Annotated in this window: 17 protein-coding genes and 1 pseudogene; 6 read left to right on the top strand and 12 right to left on the bottom strand. The window is 66.0% G+C overall.

What is annotated here, in order from left to right; all coding sequences use genetic code 11:
- Nucleotides 1–100 precede the first annotated feature (100 nt).
- The 8 genes from GGQ90_RS12995 to GGQ90_RS13030 form a co-directional block, all read right to left on the bottom strand.
- Nucleotides 101–1,930, bottom strand: a complete 1,830-nt coding sequence (locus tag GGQ90_RS12995) for a flavin-containing monooxygenase (RefSeq protein ID WP_188082528.1) — start codon at nt 1,928–1,930, stop codon at nt 101–103.
- Between the two features lie 186 nt (nt 1,931–2,116).
- Complete coding sequence (locus GGQ90_RS13000; protein WP_188082529.1) at nt 2,117–2,272, bottom strand: hypothetical protein; 156 nt, start codon at nt 2,270–2,272, stop codon at nt 2,117–2,119.
- 152 nt (nt 2,273–2,424) lie between these two features.
- Nucleotides 2,425–3,102 (bottom strand): SDR family NAD(P)-dependent oxidoreductase, encoded by a 678-nt coding sequence (locus tag GGQ90_RS13005; RefSeq protein ID WP_188082530.1) that lies wholly within the window; start codon nt 3,100–3,102, stop codon nt 2,425–2,427.
- 19 nt (nt 3,103–3,121) lie between these two features.
- Nucleotides 3,122–4,570 (bottom strand): NAD-dependent succinate-semialdehyde dehydrogenase, encoded by a 1,449-nt coding sequence (locus GGQ90_RS13010; protein WP_188082531.1) that lies wholly within the window; start codon nt 4,568–4,570, stop codon nt 3,122–3,124.
- A 163-nt stretch (nt 4,571–4,733) separates the two neighbouring features.
- On the bottom strand, nt 4,734–5,282 hold the full coding sequence (locus tag GGQ90_RS13015; protein ID WP_188082532.1) for a nuclear transport factor 2 family protein: 549 nt from the start codon (nt 5,280–5,282) through the stop codon (nt 4,734–4,736).
- Between the two features lies 1 nt (nt 5,283).
- Nucleotides 5,284–6,162 carry an SDR family NAD(P)-dependent oxidoreductase gene (locus GGQ90_RS13020; RefSeq protein WP_188082533.1) on the bottom strand — a complete coding sequence of 293 codons (879 nt, stop codon included), beginning with the start codon at nt 6,160–6,162 and terminating at the stop codon, nt 5,284–5,286.
- A gap of 11 nt (nt 6,163–6,173) precedes the next feature.
- Nucleotides 6,174–6,713, bottom strand: a complete 540-nt coding sequence (locus GGQ90_RS13025; protein WP_188082534.1) for a nuclear transport factor 2 family protein — start codon at nt 6,711–6,713, stop codon at nt 6,174–6,176.
- Nucleotides 6,714–6,826: 113 nt separating this feature from the next.
- On the bottom strand, nt 6,827–7,462 hold the full coding sequence (locus GGQ90_RS13030; protein ID WP_188082535.1) for a TetR-type transcription factor C-terminal domain-containing protein: 636 nt from the start codon (nt 7,460–7,462) through the stop codon (nt 6,827–6,829).
- A gap of 83 nt (nt 7,463–7,545) precedes the next feature.
- On the opposite strand from GGQ90_RS13030, the gene GGQ90_RS13035 reads away from it, so the two are divergent.
- The 6 genes from GGQ90_RS13035 to GGQ90_RS13060 are packed head-to-tail and all read left to right on the top strand — an operon-like array spanning nt 7,546 to nt 13,610.
- The gene (locus GGQ90_RS13035; protein ID WP_188082536.1) at nt 7,546–8,670 is read left to right on the top strand and encodes an acyl-CoA dehydrogenase family protein; all 1,125 of its coding nucleotides are present in this window, start codon (nt 7,546–7,548) and stop codon (nt 8,668–8,670) included.
- Between the two features lie 12 nt (nt 8,671–8,682).
- Complete coding sequence (locus tag GGQ90_RS13040) at nt 8,683–9,867, top strand: acetyl-CoA C-acyltransferase (RefSeq protein ID WP_188082537.1); 1,185 nt, start codon at nt 8,683–8,685, stop codon at nt 9,865–9,867.
- A 22-nt stretch (nt 9,868–9,889) separates the two neighbouring features.
- Nucleotides 9,890–10,651 carry an SDR family NAD(P)-dependent oxidoreductase gene (locus GGQ90_RS13045; RefSeq protein WP_188082538.1) on the top strand — a complete coding sequence of 254 codons (762 nt, stop codon included), beginning with the start codon at nt 9,890–9,892 and terminating at the stop codon, nt 10,649–10,651.
- 5 nt (nt 10,652–10,656) lie between these two features.
- The gene (locus GGQ90_RS13050) at nt 10,657–11,445 is read left to right on the top strand and encodes an enoyl-CoA hydratase/isomerase family protein (protein WP_188082539.1); all 789 of its coding nucleotides are present in this window, start codon (nt 10,657–10,659) and stop codon (nt 11,443–11,445) included.
- Between the two features lie 3 nt (nt 11,446–11,448).
- Nucleotides 11,449–12,612, top strand: a complete 1,164-nt coding sequence (locus tag GGQ90_RS13055; protein ID WP_188082540.1) for an acetyl-CoA C-acetyltransferase — start codon at nt 11,449–11,451, stop codon at nt 12,610–12,612.
- A complete protein-coding gene (locus tag GGQ90_RS13060) occupies nt 12,612–13,610 on the top strand; it encodes an NAD(P)H-dependent flavin oxidoreductase (protein WP_188082541.1) in 999 nt (332 codons plus the stop codon). The genes GGQ90_RS13055 and GGQ90_RS13060 overlap by 1 nt, the downstream gene beginning before the upstream one ends.
- Nucleotides 13,611–13,961: 351 nt before the next feature.
- Here the strand turns inward: GGQ90_RS13060 and GGQ90_RS13065 are convergent.
- The 4 genes and pseudogenes from GGQ90_RS13065 to GGQ90_RS13080 form a co-directional block, all read right to left on the bottom strand.
- Nucleotides 13,962–15,578: pseudogene (locus GGQ90_RS13065) on the bottom strand (alpha-amylase family glycosyl hydrolase).
- Nucleotides 15,579–15,880: 302 nt separating this feature from the next.
- On the bottom strand, nt 15,881–17,251 hold the full coding sequence (locus GGQ90_RS13070; protein WP_188082542.1) for an efflux transporter outer membrane subunit: 1,371 nt from the start codon (nt 17,249–17,251) through the stop codon (nt 15,881–15,883).
- On the bottom strand, nt 17,248–20,409 hold the full coding sequence (locus GGQ90_RS13075; protein ID WP_188082543.1) for an efflux RND transporter permease subunit: 3,162 nt from the start codon (nt 20,407–20,409) through the stop codon (nt 17,248–17,250). The genes GGQ90_RS13070 and GGQ90_RS13075 overlap by 4 nt, the downstream gene beginning before the upstream one ends.
- Nucleotides 20,410–20,419: 10 nt before the next feature.
- Nucleotides 20,420–21,553, bottom strand: coding sequence for an efflux RND transporter periplasmic adaptor subunit (locus GGQ90_RS13080; RefSeq protein ID WP_188082544.1), 1,134 nt, complete (start codon nt 21,551–21,553; stop codon nt 20,420–20,422).
- Nucleotides 21,554–21,613 lie beyond the last annotated feature (60 nt).

Raw genomic sequence — 21,613 nt, forward strand, 5'->3', positions numbered from 1 at the left:
AGGACAATATTTTCAACCTGCCTATCGCAACTGGCGGGAGCGCCCCAAGGGAAGAGCGGCGAGCGCTACGAACCATCCCCGGGGCGATCCGGCCCATGGCTCAGGACCGCAATTCCATGCCGTCCAGATCGCCTTTGGCGCGCCAGTCCTGCACCAGCTTCTGGAACGCGCCCCAGCCCGGCCCATAGCTGCGGAACAGCGCCCAGGGCGCCTTCACCTGGCCTTCATTGGTGAAATAGCTGGGGGTGCATTCCTGCTGGAAGGCGGTCATGTCGATTTCCATTTCCTCGAAATGGCGGACATAATCCTCCTGCCCTTGCAGGGTGGTCTCGACCACCTTGGCGCCCTTATCCATCACCGCATGGATGATATGGGCGATATGCTCCGCCTGGCGGCCGAACTGTTCGGTCACGCTGGCATTGAGGCCGCCCTGGATATAGCCGATGAAGAACTGATTGGGGAAACCATGGGTCATGGTGCCGTGCAGGGTGCGCGGACCATTGGCCCAATGATCGTAGATGGACAGGCCGTCGCGCCCCTCGACCGCATCGATGCCCCAGCGGCGCTTCAGCTCGCTCGTCACCTCGAAGCCGCTGGCGAAGATGATGCAGTCGACCTCATATTCGACGCCGCCCGACACGAAGCCCTTCTCCGTGATCTTCTCCAGCCCCTTGCTGTCAGCGACGTCGATCAGCGTGACGTTGGGCCGGTTGAAGGTCGGGTAGAATTCGTTGCTCGACAGCGGCCGCTTGCACAGGAAGCGATACCAGGGCTTCAATGCCTCGGCCGTCGCCTTGTCCTCCACCATCTCGTCGACGCGGGCGCGCAGCCGCTCCATCACGCGATAATCGACCACCTCGCGCTTCGCCATAAACTGCTCGATCGAGATTTCCGGCCAGCCTTCAGCCTCCAGTTCGGCCGACAGGTTGCGGGCGATCTCGGTCCAGATGTCGCAGATGAGGTCAGGCTCGCCCGGTGCGAAGGATTCCATCGCGGCGCGGTGGAAATTGGCCTGGCGCTCCGCCTGCCAGCCGGGTTGCAGCGACGCGCTCCAGTCGGCATCGGTCGCCGGATTGGGCCGTTCGTCCACGGTCGATGGCGTGCGCTGGATAACATAGAGCTGCTTGGCGTGACGACCAAGATAGGGCACCGCCTGGATCGCGGTCGCGCCGGTGCCGATGATGGCGACGCGCTTGTCGGCCAGCCTGTCGAGCACCGGATTGTCGTAGCTGCCGCCGCTATAGTCATAGTCCCAACGGGCGGTGTGGAAAATCTTGCCCTTGAAGCTGTTGATGCCGGCGATGCCGGGCAGCTTGGGCATGTTGAGCACGCCGCAGCCCATCACCACGAAACGCGCCAGCAATTCGTCGCCCCGGCTGGTGCCGACGCGCCAGCGCTGGATCGCCTCGTCCCACTTCAAGGATGTGATGAGGGTATGGAACAGCGCCTTGTCGGCAAAGTCGAACTTTTCCGCGATCTGGCGGCAATAGGCCTGGATCTCCGCACCGTCGGCGAATTTCTTCGACGGCATGAAGCCCGTCTCTTCCAGCAGCGGCAGATAGCAATAGGCGTCATTGTCGCACTGGATGCCGGGATAGCGGTTCCAGTACCAGACGCCTCCGAAATCGCCGCCATGGTCGATATTGCGGAAATTGGTGACGCCCTGCTTGGTCAGATGATAGCCGGCGAGCAGGCCGGCAAAGCCCGCGCCCAGCACCACGACATCCAGTTCCTCGACGATCGGATCGCGCGCGACGACCGGCATATGCGGGTCGACGTCATAGCTGTGCGTCGTGTCGTCGGTGGTGGGCTGATATTGCCCTTCCCGGTCGGCGCGCATCCGCTTGTCACGCTCGGCACGATATTTCTCGCGCAGGGTCGGGATATCGAATGTGTCAGCCGCAGGCGTCTGCGTCGGCTTGCAGGTCATGACCTCTCCTGGGGATCGCTGTTCTCACCATTTTGTTAATCAACACATCTGTTGACTTGCAATGGCGGAGCGTCGAGCGGGCGCTGTTAGCGCCGTGGCGATCCCTTGGCGGCCTTCCGAGGCCGCGGCGCGATCCGGTAACGGGCCGCAGCGAGAGAGGTAGTCAGGTGGTAAGCGGCGGCCCGATCAGGCGGCGCGAGCCAACTTCTGTTCCTGGGCGACCGGGAAGGTCACGACATCGGCCGATGCGGGGGTAGCGGCGGGCGTCAGGCCGGCGATGTAGCGCTCGGCGGTGACGACATCCCGGCGATAGGAAAAATAGAGCGCGATAAGCGAGAACATGATGAACCTCTGAATAGACATTTGCTGCGTCGCAGCATCGAGGCTTATCTCGTCTTTCCGGGCTTTTTCGCAAATGCAAAGGCGCCAAGGCCAGTTGCACGAAACGACATGGACCGGTTGCGCGCCTTGCAACGGCAACCGGCCCATGTCGATCAGACCCGGCCGGTGACCGGGATTAGCACGCCGGTGATCGGCGTAGCAGCGGGCGACAGCAGGAAGGCGATCACTCCGCCCAGCGCCTCCGGCGAGACCCAGCGGCTGGCGTCCGCGTCGGGCATGTCGGCACGATTGGCCGGCGTGTCGATGATGCTCGGCAGCACCGCATTCACCCGCACGCCTGCATCCTTATATTCTTCGGCCAGCGCCTCGGTCAGGCGCGCGACACCCGCCTTGGACGCCGCATAGGCGCCCATGCCGGCCGCCGCCTTCACCGATGCCGCAGCCCCGATATTGACGATCGCGCCGCCGCCATCGCGCAACAGCGGCAACAGCGCGCGAGTCGCGATCAGCGTGGTACGGACATTCATGCCATAGAGCCGGTCCCATGTGGCGACCGATCCGCCCTCGACCGTTTCCCAGCTGAAACCGCCGGCGATATTGACCAGCGCATCCAACCCACCCAGCGCTTCGCCGATCTTGTCCGCCGCGCCGGCCACCGCCTGCTCGTCGGACAGGTCGACGCCGCCCAGCGCCAGGTCGACGCCATCGGTCGGCACATCGCCCAGGTCGATGCCCGCCACCGTCCAGCCCGCCGCGCGCAACACCTGCACCGTCGCCCGGCCCAGCGCACCGGCCGCGCCGGTTACCGCCACCACTCCCGCCATCATCATCCCCTTTCGATGTCTTGCGTCAGATCCCGGCCATGCACAGATATTTGATCTCGACATAGTCCTCGATGCCATGGCGCGATCCTTCGCGGCCCATGCCCGATTCCTTGATGCCGCCGAATGGCGCGACCTCGGTCGAAATGAGGCCGGTATTGATGCCGACCATGCCCACCTCCAGCGCCTCGCCCACGCGCCAGGCGCGCGACAGGTCGCGGGTGTAGAAATAGCCCGACAGGCCGACCTCGGTGGCGTTGGCCAGCGCGACCGCTTCCTCTTCCGTGTCGAACAGGAAGAGCGCGGCCAGTGGCCCGAACGTCTCCTCGTCAGCCAGCTTCATCTCCGGGGTGCAGCCGCTGATGATGGTCGGCTCGAAGAAGCTGTGGCCCAGCGCGTGACGATGCCCGCCGCTCACCAGCGTGCCGCCCTTGGCCAGCGCGTCGGCGACATGTTCCTCGACCTTCTCGACCGCCTTCTCGTCGATCAACGGCCCCTGGGTCACGCCCGCCTCGGTGCCCGGCCCGACCTTCAGCTTGGCGACGGCGGCTTTCAGCTTCTCGGCAAAGGCCGGCGCGACGTCGCGCTGGACCAGGATGCGGTTGACGCACACGCAGGTCTGGCCGCTGTTGCGATATTTGGACGCGATCGCGCCTTCGACGGCGGCATCCAGATCAGCGTCGGCAAAGACGATGAAGGGCGCGTTGCCGCCCAGTTCCATCGACAGCTTCTTCATCGTCGGCGCGCATTGCGCCATCAGCGTCTTGCCCACCTCGGTCGATCCGGTGAAGCTCAGCTTGCGCACCAGCGGGTTGCCGGTCAGTTCCGCGCCGATCACCCGCGACGATCCGGTGACGACATTGAACACGCCCCTGGGCACGCCCGCGCGCTCCGCCAGCACGGCGAGCGCCAGCGCGGTCAGAGGCGTCTGGGTCGCGGGTTTCAGCACCATGGTGCAGCCCGCCGCCAGCGCCGGCGCCGCCTTGCGCGTGATCATCGCCGCCGGGAAATTCCACGGCGTGATCGCCGCGACCACGCCGACCGGCTGCTTGATGACGACGATGCGGCTGTCGGCGCGATGGCTGGGAATGATCTCGCCATAGATGCGCTTGGCCTCTTCGCCGAACCATTCGATGAAGCTCGCGGCATAGGCGATCTCGCCCTTGGCCTCGGCCAGCGCCTTGCCCTGCTCGCGGGTCAGGATCATCGCCAGGTCATCCTGATGCGCGATCAGCAGTTCGAACCAGCGGCGCAATATGCGCGAGCGTTCGCCCGCCGTCTTCGCCTTCCACTCTGGCAGCGCCGCCTCGGCCGCCTCGATCGCCGCACGCGTGCCCGCCTCGTCGATCGCGGGAATGCCGGCCAGCCGCTCGTCCGTCGCGGGATCGGTCACGTCGATGCTGGCGGTGCCGATCCACTGGCCGTCGACATAGCATTGTTCGCGCAGCAGGCTGGGGTCGGCAAGGGCTATGGTCATCGGATCACCTTCTTCGGCAGGATGCGGGGCTACAGGCGCAGGGCGCGCCCGTCGCTGCGTCAAACGCAGCATGGCCCCATTTCGATGCGAAGGTGGGATGCAGCGCAAGCGGCGTCAACGTGGACAGAATGTCCCCGCTCAAGGATCGACCCCGCGATGCGCGCTATTGGGGAATATGCGGCGCCCGTCGATTGACCAGCGGCCGCTGATAGGAGGGATCGCTCGCGCCCCGTGCCGGCGCGCCATTGGCATGCAGGTCCGGCACGTCGCCGAACGGCAGCGGCAGCGTCGGCACAATCCCGGACCATTCGATCATGTTGGTGCGCAGCGCGATCTTCCACTGGCCATCGCGCCGTTCCAGCCGGTCGAGATAGCGGCCCCCGGCGATCCAGTTGCTCTCGTCCCGGTTGCGGCCGACGAACAGATAATAGGTTTCGGCATGGGCGGCGTCGCCGTCGATATCGATCGTCATGTTGAGCAGATTATGATGCGTCGCCACCTGCCCGCCCTCATGCAGGGCGCTGGCCCAGGCATAAAGCGCATCGGGGGCGCCGACGAAGCTGCCCGCCGCGACCGTGGCGTCATTATGAAAGGCCGACAGGAACAGGCTGCGGTCGAACCGGTCCATGCCCCGGCTGAACCGGGTCAGGCAGTCGACGATGTCCTGTCGGTCGAGCAGCGCGTCCATCCGCGCCTGGCGATCCGCGTCCATCCTATGCCTCCGTCCGCGGCGCGATCGGTTGCCAGATCGGCGCCCCGCGCTCGGCCCGCAGCGACGGGATGGTCTTTCCGTCGACATCGGTGATGCCATAATCCTGTGCCACCTCCGCGGTGATGAAGGTGCCGCCGGACCGCGCCATGATCGCCGGATCAGCGAGCAGCGCGGCGATTACCCGGCCGGGAAATTCAGGCGAGCAGCCGACCAGCGGATTGGTCACGGTCAGCGCCGTCATCGCCGGATTGGCGGCAATATTGCGCTGCGCCCGCTCGGTCATGGTCAGCCCCTGCCATAGCGAGAGCGAGGCGACGCCATGGGGCTGCAACTCTACGCCCATATCCCGCGCCATCCGGTCGACCGCCGACTTGGCAGTGCCGAACACGACGCCATAGGTATAAGTCACGCCGACATAGCCCGATATCGCAACGATCAGGCCTGATCCCTGCGGCACCATCATCTGCGCGGCATGGCGCGCGGCGACGAAGTTGGAGCGCACGCCGACATCGACCATGTCCCAGTTGGACAGCGGCTTTTCCCAGAAGCTGCCCGGCACAGTCAGATCCTCGGGGATCGCAAAGGCATTATTGACCAGCAGGTCGAGCCGCCCCTGTTCGCGCCGGACCTGGTCGAACAGCGCGGCAACCTGCGCATCGTCGCCATGGTCGACCTGCACCGCAATGCCCCGGCCGCCGCGCGCATCGCATTGCGCCGCCGTCTCGCCGACCGTGCCCGGCAATTCATGGTCGCCCGCATTGACCGTGCGCCCGGTGACATAGACCGTCGCCCCCTGTTCGGCGAGCGCCAGCGCCATCCCCTTGCCGATGCCCCGGCTCGCGCCGGTGACGATCGCAACCTTGCCGTCCAGCGGTTTCATGATCCTCTCCCTCAGTCGGTTGCGCGCGCGAAGAAGCGCACGCTATGATCGCCGTTCGCGCGACCGGTGAAATGCGGCGCGCTGAAGGCCATGCCCATCACGCCTTGAGCCCAATCGGCCGATGCGCCGATATCCTGCACCCAGTCATAGAGCATGGTGCGCCGCGCGATCCGCCACTGGCCCTCGCGCCGTTCGAAAATGTCGAGATAGCGGCCGCCGATCATGACGTCGCGCTGCGCATCGCCCATGTCGATGCGATGGTAGGATTGTACCTGCGTCTCGACCCGCGCCGTGTCGCCCTCCAGAACGATGAAGCTCTGCCCCAGCAGATGCTGGGTGCACAGGATCGCGTCGGCGCCGGGCACCACCCAGGCGAGATAGGCGTCGAAATCGCCGGCGAACACGCCATAGTCGGTGCTGCCATCGGCCCAGCAACTGGCCCGGATCAGGTCGGCGTCGCGCCGGTCCTCACCGCGCGCCAGTCGGGCAAGACAATCGCGGATCGCCTCCCGGTCCAGCATCGCCTGCAATGGCGTGGCACCATTCTCCATCCGGCCCTCTCCTTCCCGCCCGTCGCGGCGGGCTGTCTGTCCATGGGCCGGTCATAGGCGCGCGCCATGGCGCATCGCTTGACCAATTCAGACAGGAAGGAAGCCGGGCGGCCTCAGCCGCGCGGGGCGAGGCCCGCAATCAGCAGATCGACCTGCGCCGCCGCAATCGCCTCGGCGCTCAGCGCGCCGGCGGGATCGCGCCAGCGCGCCGCCCAGTTGAGCGCGCCGGCCAGGGTGAAACCGGCCAGCTTCACGTCGACCGGGGCGATCGACCCGTCCGCCACCGCGTCGGCGATCAGCCCGCGCATGGCCAGATCGATGTCGCGCTTGCGCGACCGGAACAGGATCGCCCCTTCGGCCGACAGGCATTCGTCGCCCGTCCGCACCACGCAGGCGCCGAAATCATCCATGATCACCGCGCCATAGCGGCGCAGGAAATAGCCGAGCCGGGCCAAGCCATTGCCTTCGCCCGCGCGCGCCTCATCGGCCGCCGCGCGCAGCATCTCCAGGCCGCGGGTGACGCATTCGATCAGCACCTGCTCCTTGTTGCCCAGATAATGATAGATGGTCGGCTTGCTGATCCCCAGGCTCGCGGCGACATCATCCAGCGAGGTCGCATGAAAGCCGCGCGCATTGAACATGCGCACCGCCGCGCGCAGCACCGCCTCGCGCTTTTCCTCCCGCTCGCGCGCCTTTTCCTCCCGCGTGCGGAAGGGAGACGGGATCGCCACTGCGCTTTTCGCCGACACCTGCTGTTCCTCCATGCCGCCTGTTGACAAGAAATCGCAACAGGCGCAACCTACTCATGAGTATAGGAGAGACGCAAGGGTTTATGCTGACCGAAATCCAGAGCGCGATTCGCGACACCGTCCGGGATTTCGCCCAGGCGACGATCCGCCCGCATTCGGCGCGGTTCGAGGCGGAGGGCGGCTACCCCCGCGCGCTGTTCGAAGAGATGGCGGGCCTTGGCCTCTGGGGCATGACCGCGCCCGAAGCCTATGGCGGCGCGGAGGCTGACTCGGTCTCCTATGCCCTCGCCCTGATGGAACTGGCCGCCGCCGACGGCGCCCTCTCCACCATCGTCTCGATCCAGAATTCGATCCTCGTCTCCGGCCTGCTCAAGGACGGCAGCGAAGAGCAGAAGGCGCGCTTCCTACCCGAGCTGATCGGCGGCCGCACCATCGGCGCCTTCGCCCTCACCGAAAGCGATGCCGGCTCCGACGCGTCGGCCGTCCGCACCCGCGCGGTCAAGGTCGATGGCGGCTGGCGCATCACCGGCGCCAAGCAGTTCATCACCTCGGGCAAGATCGGCGGGCTGGTGATGATCGTCGCCGTGACCGATCCCGACGCGGGCAAGAAGGGCCTGTCCGCCTTCATCGTGCCGACCGACCGGCCCGGCTATGCGGTCGACAAGGTCGAGCACAAAATGGGCCAGGGCGCTTCGGACACCTGCGCACTGCGGTTCGACGACATGTTCGTCGAGGATGATCTTCTGATCGGCCAGCCAGGCCAGGGCTATCGCATCGCACTCGCCAATCTGGAGACTGGCCGCATCGGCATCGCCGCCCAGTGCGTCGGCATGGCGCAGGCGGCGCTGGAGATCGCCGTCGCTTATGCCAGGGACCGCAAGAGCTTCGGAAAAGCCATTATCGAGCATCAGGCGGTTGGCTTCCGCCTTGCCGATCTCGCCACCCGGCTGGAGGCGGCGCGCCAGCTCGTCCTGTCCGCGGCCGCGATGAAGGACAGCGGCCAGCCCGCCCTGACCCAGGCATCGATGGCCAAGCTGTTCGCCTCCGAAGCGGCCGAGGCGGTGGTATCCGGCGCGATGCAGACACTGGGTGGCTATGGCTATCTTGAAGAATTCGGAATCGCGAAAATCTACCGCGATGTCCGCGTGTGCCAGATTTACGAGGGCACGTCGGACATCCAGCGCATGGTCATTGCGCGCAGCCTTTGAAGGAGTATTTCGATGCAGGACGATCCGGTAGTCATTGCGAGCTATGCCCGCACCCCCATGGGCGGGTTCCAGGGCGCGCTCTCGGCGGTCAAGGCGACCGATCTTGGCGCCACGGCGGTGAAGGCCGCAGTCGAGCGCGCCGGCGTCGCCACTGACGCCATCGATCGCATCTATATGGGCTGCGTGCTACCCGCCGGCCTTGGCCAGGCGCCCGCGCGCCAGGCGGCGCTCGGCGCGGGCCTCGGCCTCAATACCGAGGCCACGACCGTCAACAAGATGTGCGGTTCGGGCATGCAGGCGGCGATCATGGCGCATGAGGCGCTGGCATCGGGCGCGGCCGATATCGTCATCGCCGGCGGCATGGAAAGCATGACCAACGCCCCCTATGCCCTGCCCAAGCATCGTAGCGGCGCGCGCATCGGCCATGACCGCATCATCGACACGATGATGATGGACGGCCTCGAAGACGCCTATGAACCCGGCAAGGCGATGGGTGTCTTCGCCGAAGAGGCGGTGCGCGACTATCAGTTCACCCGTACCGACCAGGATGATTATGCCATCCGCTCGCTCGACCGCGCCAACGCGGCGATCGGCAGCGGCGCCTTCGTCCGTGAGATCACGCCCGTCACCGTTTCGGGCCGGGGCGGCGACACCGTCATCGATACCGACGAACAGCCCGGCAAGGCCCGGCCGGAAAAGATCCCCGGCCTCAAGCCCGCCTTCGTCAAGGATGGCACCATTACCGCCGCCAACGCCTCGTCCATTTCGGACGGCGCCGCCGCGCTGGTGATGACCCGCCAGAGCGTCGCGGAAAAGCAGGGCATGAAGATTGTGGCGAAGGTCGTCGCCACCGCTGGCCATGCCCATGAACCCGCCAAGTTCACCACCGCGCCGGTGCCCGCGATGCGCAAGCTGCTGGCCAAGGCCGGCTGGTCGGTCGAGGATGTCGACCTGTTCGAGGTCAACGAAGCCTTTGCCGTGGTCGCGATGATCGCCGCCAAGGAGCTGGGCATCCCGGCCGACAAGCTCAACGTCAATGGCGGCGCTACCGCGCTCGGCCATCCGATCGGCGCATCGGGTGCGCGCATCGTCGCCACCCTGCTCGGCGCGCTGGAAACCCGCGGCCTCAAGCGCGGCGTCGCCAGCCTCTGCATCGGCGGCGGCGAAGCCACCGCCATGGCCGTCGAACTCGTATAATTCTGCCGGGAGAGGACAGATAATGGATATCAAGGGACTGGCCGCCATCGTCACCGGTGGCGCCTCCGGCCTTGGCCGTGCCACCGCCACCATGCTCGCGGCGCAGGGTGCCAAGGTCGCGATCTTCGATCTCAATGAGGAAGCCGGCAAGGCGGTCGCCGCTGAAATCGGTGGCCTTTATGTCGGCGTCAATGTTGCCGATGATGCCAGCGTCACCGCCGGACTCGACACGGCGGAGGGCGCGCACGGCGTCGCCCGCATCCTGGTCAACTGTGCCGGCATCGCCCCGGCCGTGAAGACGGTGGGCAAGGAAAATGTGCCTCATCCGCTCGACAGCTTCGCCAAAACGGTGACCGTCAACCTGATCGGCACCTTCAACATGATCTCCAAATTCGCCGCCCGCGCGGCCGCCGCCGAGGAGATGGGCGGCGAGCGCGGCGTCATCGTCAACACCGCATCGGTCGCGGCCTATGACGGCCAGATCGGCCAGGCGGCCTATTCAGCGTCGAAGGGCGGCGTGGTCGGCATGACCCTGCCGATCGCCCGCGATCTGGCCCAGCACAAGATCCGCGTCATGACGATCGCGCCGGGCATCTTCCTGACGCCGATGCTGGAGGCCTTCCCCCAGCATGTGCAGGATGCGCTGGGCGCACAGGTGCCCCACCCCAGCCGCCTCGGCAAGCCGGCCGAATATGCCCAGCTGGTCGAATCGATCGTCCGCAACCCGATGCTGAATGGCGAAGTGATCCGGCTCGACGGCGCCATCCGCATGGCGCCCCGGTGACGGACATGGCGAGCAGCGACGGCGTGGCCCTGGCGATCGCAAACGGCATCGCCCGAATCACGCTTGATCGTCCGGCGGTCGGCAATGCGATCGACCTGCCGCTCGCCCACGCGCTGCTCGACGCCGCGATCCAGTGCGAGGGCGACGCGGCGGTCCGCTGCGTCGTCCTGACCGGCAACGGCAAGCTGTTCTGCGCCGGCGGCGATGTCGCGCTGATGGGCGGCGCGGGCGCGCAGCTGCCCACCGTCCTCACCGAACTCATCGCCACTTTCCACGCCGCCGTCACCCGCCTTGCCCGCATGGCCAAGCCGCTCATAACGCTGGTGAACGGCCCCGCTGCCGGTGCCGGCTTCAGCCTCGCCATATTGGGCGATGTCGTGCTGTCCGCCCGCTCGGCCCATTATACGGCGGCCTATGGCGCGATCGGCCTGACCGCCGATGGCGGGCTCAGCTGGCTGCTGCCGCGCCTCGTCGGTCTGCGCCGCGCGCAGGAAATCATCCTCACCAATCGCCGCATCAAAAGCGAGGAAGCCGAAGCCATCGGCCTCGTCACCCGGCTGGTCGATGACGACGCGCTGGAAGCCGAGGGGCTGGCGCTCGCCGCCCGCCTCGCCGATGCGCCGACCGCGGCCTATGGCGCCGCCCGCACCCTGCTGCACGACAGTTTCGACACCGGCTTCGAAACCCAGCTCGACAGCGAACTCCGATCGATGGCGGTCGCCGGCGCCGGTGAGGCGCAGGAAGGGCTTGCCGCCCTGCTCGCCAAGCGTCCCCCGAATTTCAGAGGAGCCTGACCCATGGCCGATGCCTATATTGTCGATGCCGTCCGCACCGCCGGTGGCCGCGCCCGCAAGGGCGGGCTGATCGACGTCCATCCCGCCGATCTGGGCGCCACCATTCTCAACGCGCTGGTCGATCGCACCGGCATCGATCCCGCCGCCATCGAGGATGTCATCGTAGGCTGCGTCAGCCAGGCAGGCGAACAGAGCTTCGCCTTTGGCCGCAACCTCGTCCTCGCCTCGAAACTACCCGACAGCGTGCCCGCCGTGACGATCGACCGGCAATGTGGCTCCTCGCAGCAGGCACTGCATTTCGCGGCGCAGGCGATCCTGTCCGGCACCCAGGATCTGGTGATCGCGGCGGGCGCCGAAAGCATGACCCGCGTGCCGATGGGGTCCAACTTCCAGCTCCACGCCGCCGCCGGCCTGGGCGATGGTCCCTGGCCCAAGAGCATCCAGAAGCGCTATGGCATCGCCGAATTCAGCCAGTTCCATGGTGCCCAGGCGATCGCCAACAAATATGGCTTCACCCGCGAGGATATGGACGCCTATGCGCTCGCCAGCCATGCCAAGGCGGCGGCGGCGATCGACAGCGGCGCCTTCAAGGCGGAGATCGTCCCCGTCCTGACGCCCGAAGGAATTTTCGACACCGATGACGGCGTGCGCCGTGGCGGCACGATGGAGGCGATGGCCAGCGTCAAGACGCTGGAGGAAGGCGGCACCATCACCGCCGCCAATGCCAGCCAGATGACCGACGGCGCATCGGGCGTGCTGGTGGCGAGCGAAGCGGCGATCAAGCGCTTCGGCCTCACCCCGCTCGCCCGCATCGTCAATCTGACCGTCACGGCGGGCGATCCGGTCATCATGCTGGAGGAGCCGATCCCCGCCACCCGCAAGGCGTTCGAACGCTCGGGCCTGAAACTCGACGATATCGACCTGTTCGAAGTGAACGAGGCTTTCGCCTCCATTCCCATGGCCTGGCTCAAGGCGATCGGTGCCGATCCGGCCAGGCTCAACGTCCATGGCGGCGCGATCGCGCTCGGCCATCCGCTCGGCGCTTCGGGCACCAAGCTGATGAGCACGCTCGTCCATGCGCTCAAGGCGCGGGGCAAGCGCTATGGCCTGCAAACCATGTGCGAAGGCGGCGGCATCGCCAATGTGACGATCGTGGAGGCACTGTGATGGCTTTGAAGACGCGTTTCACCGAACTGTGCGGCATCGAGCATCCGATCGTGCAGGGCGGCATGATGTGGGTCGGTCGCGCCGAACTGGCCGCCGCCGTCTCCAATGCCGGGGGCCTCGGCATCCTCACCGCGCTCACCCAACCGACGCCCGACGATCTGCGCCGCGAGATCGATCGCTGCCGCGCGATGACCGACAAGCCGTTCGGCGTGAACCTCACCATCCTGCCCTCGGTCAATCCACCGCCCTATGCGGAATATCGCCAGGCGATCATCGACAGCGGCGTGAAGATCGTCGAGACCGCCGGCCACAAGCCGCAGGAACATGTCGATGATTTCAAGGCGCATGGCATCATCGTCGTCCATAAATGCACCGCCGTCCGCCATGCCCTCTCGGCCGAGCGGATGGGCGTCGATGCCATCTCGATCGACGGTTTCGAATGCGCCGGCCATCCGGGCGAGGATGATATTCCCGGCCTCATCCTGATCCCGGCCGCGGCCGACAAGCTCAGCATCCCGATGATCGCCAGCGGCGGCTTCGGCGACGGGCGCGGACTCGCCGCCGCGCTGGCGCTGGGGGCGGAAGGCATCAACATGGGTACCCGCTTCTGCGCCACGGTCGAAGCGCCGATCCACCAGAATGTAAAGCAGTTCCTGGTCGACAATGACGAACGCGGCACCAACCTCATCTTCCGCAAGTTCAAGAATACCGGCCGCGTCGCCAAGAACAGCGTGTCGGACGAGGTGGTCGAAATCTCGCTGCGCGAAGGATCGGTCTTCCCCGACATCCAGCCGCTGGTGTCCGGGGCCAAGGGCCGGGTCGCGCTCGAAACCGGCGATCTCGACGCAGGCCTGATCTGGGCCGGCCAGATTCAGGGCCTGATCCACGATATCCCGACCTGTCAGCATCTCATCACCCGCATCGTCGACGACGCCACCGCCATCATCCAGAATCGCCTTGCCGGCTTGGTCACGCCGGAACTGGCACCGGTAGGCTGATCTGCCCAATGCCTCCCCAAACCTGACTTGGGGAGGCATTGGAGACGCGTGTCTTCATTGGCGTATCTCCAATAGCCCTGTCCTACTCGCCGCTTCTCTGATCTATCCTCAGCGATGGATCCCGTCTGCGCGCCCTTAATTCCCAAAGAGCATTCGTGCCCCAACCGACGCGTGGACAGTGCGTGGCTGGCGCGTGGCCGATACGTCGTCATGACCCGAAGGGCGCGTCACCCTGACCCGGATGTGACCCGATCGTCGCGTCGGTGGGGCGCTGCAGGGGCATTTGGGGGGCATTCGGCCCTTTTTGCCGCACGACACTATATACTTTGCCCGGTGGAACGCAGGTGTGACCTAATCCTGCGCCAGCAGCAGTGCGGCATAGCGCGGCAATGCCATCCCCGGCGCCGCATCGCTGATCGCCGCGACGATCGCGCCGCGCCCGTCCACCTCGATCGGCCAGGGCGCAGGCGCCGACGACAGGTTGAAGACGCAGGTCAGCGCCTGATCCTCTGTCACCCGGCGGAAGGCCAGGCACTGGTCGTCGGCACGCATGATATCCAGGCGCCCATGGCGCAACGCCGGATTGGCCTTGCGCAGCGCGATCATCGCGCGGGTGAAGTGCAGCAGCGAGGCCGGGTCGCCCTCCTGCGCCGCCACCGCCCGCGCGACATTGTCCGCGCCCAGCGGCAACCAGGGCTCACCGTCGGTGAAGCCCGCCTCCGCCGCATCGACCGACCAGGGCAGTGGCGTGCGCGCGCCGTCGCGCGACAGGGTCAGCGGCCAGTTGGCGATCGCCTCGGGGTCTTGCAGCTTCTCGAACGGGATATCCACCTGGGTGATGCCCAGTTCCTCGCCCTGATAGAGGATGACATTGCCGCGCAACGCCATCAGCAACAGCATCTTGAGCCGGGCGAAGGCCGCCTGATCCTCCGACGCGCACCAGCGCGACAAGGCACGCGGCGCATCATGATTCTCGAACGCCCAGCTCGGCCAGCCCATGCCCGGCTCATCCGGCCAGCGTGCCAGCGTATCGGCGATCAGGCCGGGGGTCAGCGCCGGGGCATAGAGAAAGTTGAAGCCATAGGCGCTGTTGAGATGATCCTCGCCCGCCGTATAGGCCTTCATCTCCTGCTCGGCGAGGTCTCCGCCCACCTCCGCCACGGTGAAGATCGCGCCATAGCGGTCGGTGAGTTCGCGGATGCGCGCGACGAAATCGACCACGCCGGGGTGCGACTGGCTGTAACGACGAATCTGATAGTCGAACGGCCGGGTGCGCGGCCCTTCCCCTTCGGGCGCGGGCGGATTGTCGCGCAGTTCCGGGTCGTGCATCGCATGATTCAGCGCATCGAGGCGAAAACCGTCGACGCCCCGATCCAGCCAGAATCGCATCGCGCCCAGCAGCGCATCCTGCACTGCGCCATTATGGACGTTGAGCTGCGGCTGGCTGGTCAGGAACTGGTGCATATAATATTGCCGCCGCCGCGCGTCTCAGGTCCAGGCCGGGCCGCCGAACACCGACTGCCAGTTATTGGGCGGCGTGCCGTCCGCCCTGGGATCGGCCCAGACGAACCAGTCCGCCTTGTCATTGTCCCGGTCCTGCCGGCTCTGCGCGAACCAGGGGTGCAGGTCGGAACTATGGGCATAGACCTGGTCGATCGTGACCTTGATCCCCAGTTCATGCGCGCGCGCCACCAGCGCGTCGAAATCGGCGAGCGTGCCGAAGATCGGGTCCACCCCGCAATAATCGGCGATGTCATAACCAAAATCGCGCATCGGCGAGGGGAAGAAGGGCGAAATCCAGATTGCGTCCACACCCAACCGGGCGACATGCTCCAGCCGCGCGGTGATGCCCGGCAAATCGCCAATGCCATCACCGTTCGAATCCTGAAAGCTGCGGGGATAGATTTGATAGAGGACCGCGCCCTTCCACCAGGGCCGATCGCCTGCATTACGACTGTCGGGAGCCATCTGCGCCACCCCATGTCCCAAGCCTGCGGCGCATCGTGCCGCAGCGCCAGTCTACACGGCGGCGCGCGCAGGTGAAGAACTATGTTGCGAGTGCGAAGAGATCAGGGCGTGTGCCGGGATCGCGCCACGCTGGAAATCAGCTGGTTGATGACACACTCGTCCTGCGCGGCGGAAGCACAAATGCCGCACAGCCAGTCCAGACACCGAGCCAGAAATGCCATGGCCCTCTCCTTCTTCTTTATGCGCGCAGAATAGCAGGATTCGCGGGCCTAGAAAAGCGGGAGAAGAGGGCGGATCGGCGCTTACTGGTCGGCGCCGATCACCCGGTAGAGCAGGATGCGATTCTGCACCGCCGCCAGCTGTGTCGCGATCGCCGACTGCTGCGCGCTGTAGAGCGACCGCTGGCTGGTCAGCGACGTGAGGAAGGTGTCGATGCCTGCACGATAACGCTGGTCGGCCAGCGCATAATAGCGCTGGTTCGCCGTCACCAGCGCCTGCTGCGCCGCCTGCTGCCGGTCGATCGTCCCGGCCCGCGCCAGCCCGTCCGACACTTCCTGGAAGGCGGTCTGGATCGCCTTCTCATATTGCGCGACATACAGGTCGCGCTGCGCCTTGCTATAGTCCAGATTGCCGCGCGCCGCGCCGCCGAAGATCGGCATGCTGGCGGACGGCGCCGCCGACCAGGCAAAGCCGCCATCGCCGAACAGCGAGGACAGGGCAGAGCTGGCCACACCGATCGCCGTGGTCAGGCTGATCTTGGGGAACATCGCCGCCCGCGCCGCGCCGATATCGGCATTGGCGGCCTTGAGCTGATGTTCCGCCTGCAGCACATCGGGCCGTTGCAACAGCACGTCGGAGGAGAGGCCAGCGGGCACCTTCGCGGTCGACTGCAACAGGCTGTCGAGCGATTGCGGCAACAGCGCATCCTCGACCGGCGCACCGACCAGCAGTTCCAGCGCGTTGCGGTCCTGCGCCACCTGGGTGACATTCGCCTCGATGTCGGCGCGCGCCTGCTCCACCGTGGTTTCGGCCTGATGCACGTCCAGCTTGCCGGCCAGACCCGATGTGTTGAGCGTCTGCGTCAGTTTCAGGCTGCGCTCGGCGCTCGCCAGCGTCTGGCGCGACAAGGCGAGCAATTCCTGGTCCGCCGCCATCGTCGCATAGGCGTTCGCCGTCTCGGCAATCAGGGTGATGCGGGTCGACCGCATCCCTTCCTGCGTCGCCAGATAGGATTCCAGCGCCGACCGGGTCAGATTCTTGACCCGGCCGAACAGGTCGATCTCGAACGCGCTGAAGCCGACATCGGCGCTATAGCTATTCTGCCGATTGTCGTTCTGGCGGCTAAAGCTCGCCGCCGCATCGCCGGTGATCGTCGGCAGCTGCGCCGCCCGCTCGACCATATATTGCGCCCGCGCCGACTGGACATTGGCCAGCGCGACGCGCAGGTCGCGATTATTGGCCAGCGCCCGCTCGATCACGGTCTTGAGCCGCGTATCGCCGATCAGCTCGGTCCAGGGCAGGCCCGCAGGCTCGGCGCCGGCGGGGGCATAGGCTTCCCCCGTCGGGAAAGCCGGCGCCACCGGCGTTTGCGGCCGCACATATTTGGGCGCCATGTCGCACCCGGCCAGCACCAGCGCCGACAGCGGCATCATCATCCATGCAGCGCGGGTCATGCGGGCACTCCGTCCACGGGCGCGTCCTGAACCGGCGGCTCGCCACCCGGCTTCTTCTTGTCCATGCCGAACAGGCGGGCGATCGAGACGAAGAAGAGCGGCACGTAGAAGATCGCCAGCACTGTCGCCGTCACCATGCCGCCCACCACCGCCGTGCCGATCGCGACGCGGCTCTGCGCCCCCGCTCCGGTGGCGATGGCAAGCGGAATGACGCCCGCGATGAAGGCCAGGCTGGTCATCAGGATCGGACGGAAGCGCAAACGCGCAGCCTCCAGCGCCGCGTCCAGCGCATTGCGGCCATTGCGATGCGCCAGTTCGGCAAACTCGACGATCAGGATCGCATTCTTCGCCGCCAGCCCCATGGTGGTGAGCAGGCCGACCTGAAAGAAGATATTATTCTCCAGCCCGCGCAGCGTCACCGCCAGCACCGCACCGATCAGGCCAAGCGGAATGACCAGCAGCACCGACAGCGGGATCGACCAGCTTTCATAGAGGGCGGCCAGGCACAGGAAGACGACCAGCACCGACAGGCCATAGAGAAGGGGCGCCTGTCCGCCGGACAATTGCTCCTGATAGCTGAGACCGCTCCAGGCATAGCTGGTGCCGGCCGGCAGCTGCTTCTGCAGCGCGACCATCCGGTCCATCGCATCGCCCGAACTGGCGCCCGGTGCCGACTGGCCCTGAAGCTCGTAGGCGGACAGGCCGTTGAAGCGTTGCACGCTGCTCGGTCCCATCACCCAATGGCTGGTCGCAAAGGCGGAGAAGGGCACCATCTCGCCAGTCGTGCTCGAGCGCACCATCCAGTTGTCGAGGTCGCTGGGGAGCGAACGATAGGCACCGTCAGCCTGCATGAAAACGCGCTTCACCCGGCCACGATCGACGAAGTCGTTGACATAGGTGCTGCCCCAGGCGGAACTGAGCACATCGTCGACATTGGCCTGGGTCAGGCCCAGCACGGTCAGCTTCTCGGTATCGATGTCGATCTTGAGCTGCGGCGTATCCTCCAGAGATGCCGCACGCACGCCGGCCAACACCGGATCCTGCTGCGCAGCGGCGATCAACTGGTTGCGCAGCTCCAGGAAGCGTTCCCGGCTGAGTCCGCCGCTGTTCAGCAGTTCGAAGGTGAAGCCGTTGGACTGGCCCAGACCGCGGATCGCCGGCGGCGTCATCGCCAGCACCTTGGCATCGCGGATCGCGCCCAGCTGCTTGGTCGCCCGATTGGCGATCGTGCCGGCCTCGTTCGCCTTGCCCTTGCGGTCGTCCCATGGCGCCAGGTTGATGAAGCCCTGGCCGACATTCTCGCCCTGCCCCTGGAAACTGAAGCCGGTCATGATGAACGCGAAGGCGACATTGTCCTTCTCGTCATTCAGGAAATAGCTCTGCACCTGGTCGATCGCCGCATTGGTGCGGCTCGACTTGGCGCCCGACGGCAGCGTGACCTGCACCATCACCTGTCCCTGGTCCTCGACCGGCAGGAAGCTGGTGGGCAGGCGCATGAACAGCAGCACCAATATACCCAGTACCAGCACATAGAGGCCCCAGAAGATGCCCCGCTTGCCGATCACCCCCTGGGTGCGACGGACATAGCTGTTGGTCAGCCGCTCGAACCAGCGGTTGAACTTGCCGAACCAGCCCTTTTCCCGATGCGCCTTGTCGATCGGCTTCAGGATGGTGGCGCACAGGGCCGGCGACAGGATGAGCGCGACCACGACCGACAGCAGCATCGACGACACGATCGTGATCGAGAATTGGCGATAGATGACGCCGGTCGATCCGCCGAAGAAGGCCATGGGCAGCAGCACCGCCGACAACACCAGCGCGATGCCGACCAGCGCACTGCCGATTTCCATCATCGACTTGATCGTGGCGTCGCGGGGCGACAGCCCCTCCTCCTCCATGATGCGTTCGACATTCTCCACCACGACGATCGCATCGTCGACCAGCAGGCCGATCGACAGCACCATGCCGAACAGGGTCAGCGTGTTGATCGAATAGCCGAACAGGGCAAGGATGCCGAACGTGCCGAGCAGCACGACCGGCACCGCGATCGCGGGCACCAGCGTCGCGCGCCAGCTCTGCAGGAAGACGAACATCACGATGACGACCAGCACGACCGCCTCGATCAGCGTCTGGACGACTTCCTCGACCGACAGCTTGATGAAGGGCGTGGTGTCGCGCGGATAGACGATCTTGTAGCCGTGCGGCAGGTTGCCGCCCAGTTCGGCGACGCGCGCCTTCACCAGTTCGGCGGTCTTGAGCGCGTCGGCACCCGGCGCCAGCTGCAACGCCATGCCCGATGCCGGATGGCCGTTGAGGCGCGCGCTGGTGGTATAGCTTTCATTGCCCAGTTCGACGCGGGCCACGTCGGACAGGTGGACGACCGACCCGTCGCTCTGCGTCTTCACCACGATATTGCGGAACTGGTCCGGCGTTTCCAGGCGCGCGCGCGCCGTGACGGTGGCGTTGATCTGCTGGTTGGCCGGTGCCGGATCGGCGCCGATCTGGCCGGCCGACACTTCGATATTCTGCGCCTTGATCGCGGTTTCGACGTCCGACGGCATCAGCTTGACCGCGGCCAGCTTATAGGGGTCCAGCCAGATGCGCATCGCATATTGCGACCCGAAGATCTGGGTCGCGCCGATGCCGTCGATACGGGCGATCGAATCCTGGAAATTATTGACCAGATAGTCGGCAATGTCCGCCTGGGTGGCATTGTCGGTCTCGTCATAGAGACCGACCAGCATCAGGAAGTCGGTCTGCTGCTTGGTGACCGACAGGCCCTGCTGCTGCACGGCGCTGGGCAGGCGGCTCAGCGCCTGCTGCACCCGGTTCTGCACCTGCACTTGCGCGGTGTCGGGGTCGGTGCCCTTCTGGAAGGTGACGGTGATGCGCGACTGCCCCGTCGATGTCGACGAGGAGGAGAAATACATGAGGCCGTCGATGCCGGTCAGCTGCTGCTCGATGACCTGGGTGACGCTGGTCTCGACCGTTTCGGCCGACGCGCCCGGATAGGTGGCGCTGATGCCGACGCCCGGCGGCGCGATATCGGGATATTGCGCGACCGGCAGCGACAGCATGCCGCCGAGGCCCGCCAGCATGATGCCGATGGCGATGACCCAGGCAAAGATCGGCCGGTCGATGAAAAAGCGGCTCAGCACCGGGCCTCTCCTACTTCTTCGCCGCGACGGCGACGGGCTTCACCTTGTCGTCGGGCTGGACCTTGTCGGTGCCCTCGACGATCAGCCGGTCGCCGGCCTTCAGGCCTGCGGTGATCAGCCACTTGTCGCCGATCGCCTGCGCGGCGGTGACGGTGCGGCGCTCGACCTTGTTGTCCTTGGTCACGACCAGCGCGGTCGCATTGCCCTTGGCATCGCGGGCGATACCCTGCTGCGGCGCCAGGATCGCGCCGGGCACGACCGACTGGGGCGCCACGACACGCACGAACATGCCGGGCAGCAACATCCCGTCGGGATTGGGGAAGCGCGCGCGCAGTGTCACCGTGCCGCTGTCGACATCGACGATCGGCTCGGCAAATTCGATCCGCCCTTCCAGCGGATATTCGCTGCCATCGTCCAGCTTCAGCCGGATCGTCGCGCTGGCTGGCAGCGTCTTGCCCGCCGCCAGCGATCGCCGCAGCTGCAGCAACTGGCTGCTCGACTGGGTGACGTCGACATAGATCGGATCGAGCTGCTGGATCGTCGTCAGCGGATCGGTCTGGCTGGCGGTCACCAGCGCACCGGGGGTGAAGAGGGTGCGGCCGATCCGCCCACTGATCGGCGCACGAAGCTGGGTGAAGGTCAGGTTGACATTGGCCGTGTCGAGCGAGGCGCGGGCCTGACCCACTGCTGCACTCGCCTGGCGAGCGGTCGCGATCACATCGTCGCGGTCCTGAGCGCTCACCGCCTCGGTATCACCAAGGCTGCGATAGCGCTGCGCCTTGGCCTGCGCGGCCACCGCCGTCGCCTGCGCACTCACCAGCGCCGCCTGCGCCTCGTCGCGTGACGCGCGATAGAGCCGCTCGTCAATCTGGTAGAGCGGCTGGCCTGCGGTCACCATCGATCCTTCGGTGAACAGCCGCTTCTGGATCACGCCGGTGATCTGGGGCCTTACTTCCGACTGCATGGTCGACACGGTGCGCGCCGGCAGTTCGGATGAGACGGTCACATTCTGTGCCGTCAACGTCACCACGCCCACTTCCACAGGCCCTTTCTTTGGCGCCTTTTCCTGTCCGCAAGCGGTGATCAGGATGCATAATGCAATCGGTGCGACCCGGAGGCTCCGGAGCTCTGCGAAAATGGGCATGGCTTCACATCGTTACCGCCGGCAGGCAGCGCCGACGGTCGCCTGATCGCGATTTGCGCA

This window comes from Sphingobium scionense, assembly GCF_014197035.1.
GTDB classification, from domain to species: Bacteria; Pseudomonadota; Alphaproteobacteria; order Sphingomonadales; family Sphingomonadaceae; genus Sphingobium; species Sphingobium scionense.